General features: G+C 59.4%; 4 protein-coding genes. 1 reads left to right on the top strand and 3 read right to left on the bottom strand.

Features of this window, described 5'->3' with window-relative positions:
• From AAAB35_RS25840 to AAAB35_RS25850, 3 genes are all read right to left on the bottom strand, one after another.
• The coding region (locus tag AAAB35_RS25840; RefSeq protein ID WP_340671205.1) for a 4-hydroxyproline epimerase at positions 1–874 on the bottom strand (874 nt) is incomplete at its 3' end.
• A gap of 8 nt (positions 875–882) precedes the next feature.
• Positions 883–2,130 carry an FAD-binding oxidoreductase gene (locus AAAB35_RS25845; protein ID WP_340671208.1) on the bottom strand — a complete coding sequence of 416 codons (1,248 nt, stop codon included), beginning with the start codon at positions 2,128–2,130 and terminating at the stop codon, positions 883–885.
• A gap of 15 nt (positions 2,131–2,145) precedes the next feature.
• Positions 2,146–3,036: a dihydrodipicolinate synthase family protein gene (locus AAAB35_RS25850; protein ID WP_340671206.1), complete on the bottom strand. Its 891-nt coding sequence runs from the start codon at positions 3,034–3,036 to the stop codon at positions 2,146–2,148.
• Between the two features lie 81 nt (positions 3,037–3,117).
• Here AAAB35_RS25850 and AAAB35_RS25855 point away from each other — a divergent pair, with 81 nt between their 5' ends.
• On the top strand, positions 3,118–3,771 hold the full coding sequence (locus AAAB35_RS25855) for a GntR family transcriptional regulator (RefSeq protein WP_340671207.1): 654 nt from the start codon (positions 3,118–3,120) through the stop codon (positions 3,769–3,771).
• Positions 3,772–3,862 lie beyond the last annotated feature (91 nt).

Raw genomic sequence — 3,862 nt, forward strand, 5'->3', positions numbered from 1 at the left:
GTTCCACACGGCCATGGAAGAGCGAACCGATAATTGATTCGTGCACGAAATCATCACCCGGCTTCAATTTACCCTTGGCGGCAAGTTGTGCCATGCGTGCGGACGTACCTGTTCCGCAGGGCGAGCGATCGATCGCCTTGTCGCCATAGAACACCGCGTTGCGCGCGTGTGCTTGGGGCTGGGTCGGCGCGCCTGTCCACAAAATGTGACTCAGCACATTGATTTCAGGCTTTTCTGGATGTTGGAACGCGTATCGTTCATTCAGACGCTCGCGCAGGACCGGGCTCCAGCCGATGAGATCGAGCGCGCGGTAGTCGGCAAGATCACGGAAATTCTCCTGCGAATCGACGATAGCATAGAAGTTGCCGCCATAGGCGACGTCGACAGTCAGCGCCCCGAGGTCCGGGCATTCGACCTCAAGTCCCTCTGCGTAAAGAAAGGCGGGTACATTGGTGAGGCGCACGCTGGTTACGTATTGCCCCTCCTGCGTATATTCCGCGACAACAAGGCCGGCCGGAGTATCGAGCTTGAGCACGCCTGGCGTGCGTGGAGTTATCAACCCATGCTCGATGGCCATGGTGACCGTGCCGATGGTCCCGTGTCCGCACATGGGGAGGCACCCGGAGGTTTCGATAAACAGGATGGCAACGTCGCAATCCTCACGCGTCGGGGGATAGAGGATCGAACCCGACATCATGTCATGCCCGCGCGGTTCAAACATGAGGCCGGTGCGAATCCAGTCGAATTCGGCGAGGAAATGCGCCCGCTTTTCCATCATCGTGGCGCCAGCAAGATTTGGCCCGCCGCCGGCGACAAGGCGGACCGGATTTCCACAGGTATGACCATCGACACAGAAGAATGAATAACGTGCCATGATGCTCCTCAAAAGCGTTGCGGATGAAAGGGTGCGATCGCAATCGAGGGCTTTCGTCCTTCGATAAGATCGATGATCAAACGACCTGTCGCTGCCGACTGCGTCAGCCCGAGATGGCCATGGCCGAATGCATAGAGAACATTTTTGCCGGCCTTTGCATAGCCGATAACGGGAAGTGAATCCGGCAGCGATGGACGGTAGCCCATCCATTGCCGGCCTCCCTCGGTCCGCAGACCGGGCAAGAATACCTTGGCCTTCGTTAGCATAGCCTCGGACCGCTCATAATTGGGTGGAAGGTCGAGCCCGCCCAATTCCACCGCACCGCCGATGCGCAGGCCGGTTTCGAGCGGTGTGACGACAAAACCGTGGCCGGAAAAAATCAACTGGCGCTTGATGTCGAAGGCACCGGTAGGCAGCGTCGTATTGTAGCCGCGTTCGGTTTCAAGCGGGATCGCGTCCCCAAGCTGCCTGGTAAGTCGGTGTGACCATGCGCCGGCAGCGATAATGAGCTTGCCGGCTTTGATCGTCTCGCCATTGGCGAGCGCGATCGTCACGCCTTCGCCCGTGGTTGCGACTGATGCGACCTCTGCCTGCCTAAACCTTGCGCCAAGGCTTTCGGCATGGGTCCACAGGCCCCTGCCGACACGTTGCGGATCGCTGACGGTCTTCCAACCAGGAACGAACGTTCCCACCACGAAACGCCTCGCCAGCCCCGGCTGGCAGTGCGCAAGGTCATCGCCCCGCAGATGTTCGAAGCCGATGCCGGCGTTCTTGCGGGCATCCCAGCCCGGCAGAGCCGCGTTGAGCTCTTCTTCGCTTTCGTAAAGTTCGAGTGAGCCATCCGCACGCACCATGTGGCCGATGCCGGCTCGCAGCATCAGGCCAAGCATTTCGGGCTCGGCGAGCCGCATCATGGCGCCCTGGGCTTCGATTATCTGGGTCTGCGCTGCGGGTCGGCTTGCACGCCAGAAGCGATAGAGCCAAGGCGTTAGTCTGGGAAGGTAGGAGGGCCGAATGGTAAAGGGACCAAGCGGATCCTTTAGCCAGCCGGGTACCTTGGCGAGAATGCCCTTCGATGCCATGGGAAGTATGTCGGAGAAGGCCAGTGCCCCAGCGTTGCCTGAACTCGTCCCTTCACAGATGCCCTGCCTGTCGATGACCAGCACCCTGCGGCCCGCTTCCGACAAGGTCGCGGCGATGGCGATGCCGACAATGCCGGCACCGATGATGACGATGTCGTCGCGACCCGAGTCCATCATATGCCAAGAGGCTTAGAGGATCGGCAAGACCGGGCGCGAAGCTATCGCGTTTCTGACGATCATTTCGACGGCTTCACGGCGGGCCCCGCGCAGTGGCTGGCGTGGCAACCGAACCCGATCGTTGGTCCCGATTTCGAGCACCTCGGCAAGCTTGATGTTCTGGACGAGATAGGTCGAAACATCGAGGTCGAGTAGCGGGCGGAACCAGCGATAAATACGCAGCGCCTCTTCGTAACGGCCGGCCTGCACAAGCTTGTAGATCGCCACGGTTTCCTTCGGAAACGCGGTGACAAGACCCGCAACCCAGCCGATAGCACCGGCGGTCAGGGCTTCGAACGCGAGGTTGTCGACGCCGGTGAAGAGATCGAAGCGCGTGCCGAACGTGTTGATGATGTCGGTGGTGCGGCGGATATCGTCGGACGATTCCTTGATGGCGACAAAAAGATCATCGGATGCGAGTTCGCCGAGAATTTCGTTGGTCACGTCCACACGGTAGGCGATGCGGTTCGAATAGATCATGACCGGAAGTTCGCCGGCGGTAGCCACGGCTTTCAGAGTGGTGACGGTTTCTTCGGGATCCGTATGGTAGATCGGGCTCGGAACGAGCATAAGGCCATTGGCTCCGGCCTTGGCAGCGCGCCTTGCGAGCGCCGCCCCCTCGCGGGTGGCCGCTTCGTTGATCGTGAGGAGCACAGGCTTGCCATTTGCGACGCGCTGCGCAGTCTTCAACACTTCGAGCTTCTCGTCATGGCTGAGCATGGGGCCTTCGCCAAGGGACCCGGCGACGATCAGACCATCGCAGCCGGCTTCCATGAGAAGGGAGAAACAACGTTCCATTTCTTTATGATCGAGATTATCATGGGTGAATTTGCTAGTTACAGCCGGGAAAATGCCTGCCCACATATCTCTGCTCCTTCTTGATATATCAGAAATATATCTGTACTATTCATTGCTGTCAATTGGGTTAATTGAAAGATTCGACATATGCATCAAACCGCGGTCCAGAGTACGACTCCGACGGGAGAAAGCCTCGCCGAACTGGCCTATCGTCAGATTGAGGAAATGATCGTTACGCTCAGGCTTGAGCCAGGAGCGATCATCAACGAACGGGCATTGACCGACATTACCGGGATGGGCCGCACGCCCGTACGCGAGGCTGTGCAGAAACTCGCGTGGGAAGGCTTGATGGAGATTCGTCCGCGATCGGGCATCGCAATCGCTGCACTCAACCCGCAAGATTTTCGCAAGGTACTGGATACCCGTGAAGGCGTGGAGCGGGTTCTTGCGCGAGACGCCGCGCTTTTTGGCGCCGATCTGCACCATCGGCGCCTGCAGCAAGCCTCCGATGCGATGAGCGCGGCTCTCGAAGGCAATAACGTCGACGGCTTTCTTACCGCCGATAAGACTTTTGATACCGTTCTTGGTCAGGCGGCCGAAAACCCGTTTGCGGCACGGTTGGCTTCGCCCCTTCAGACCCATAGCCGCCGCTTCTGGTTCCGGCTTCAGCGACCTGGGAGCCTGCAGGAATCTGCGGGTGCGCACAGGGCCTTGATCGACGCGATCATCGGCCGTGACGAGCAGCGTGCTGCCGATGAGGCGACAAGATTGATCGACCACCTGCGCACCCTGGCTCCCTGATAGGATTCAGACGAGCCACGCCATCCAGTGGCTTTGAAGCGAACACGACGACTTCAAACAAGAGGGGCTGCGGCATCGCTGCCGCAGCCCC

The organism is Phyllobacterium sp. (assembly GCF_037994425.1).
Classification (GTDB): domain Bacteria; phylum Pseudomonadota; class Alphaproteobacteria; order Rhizobiales; family Rhizobiaceae; genus Phyllobacterium.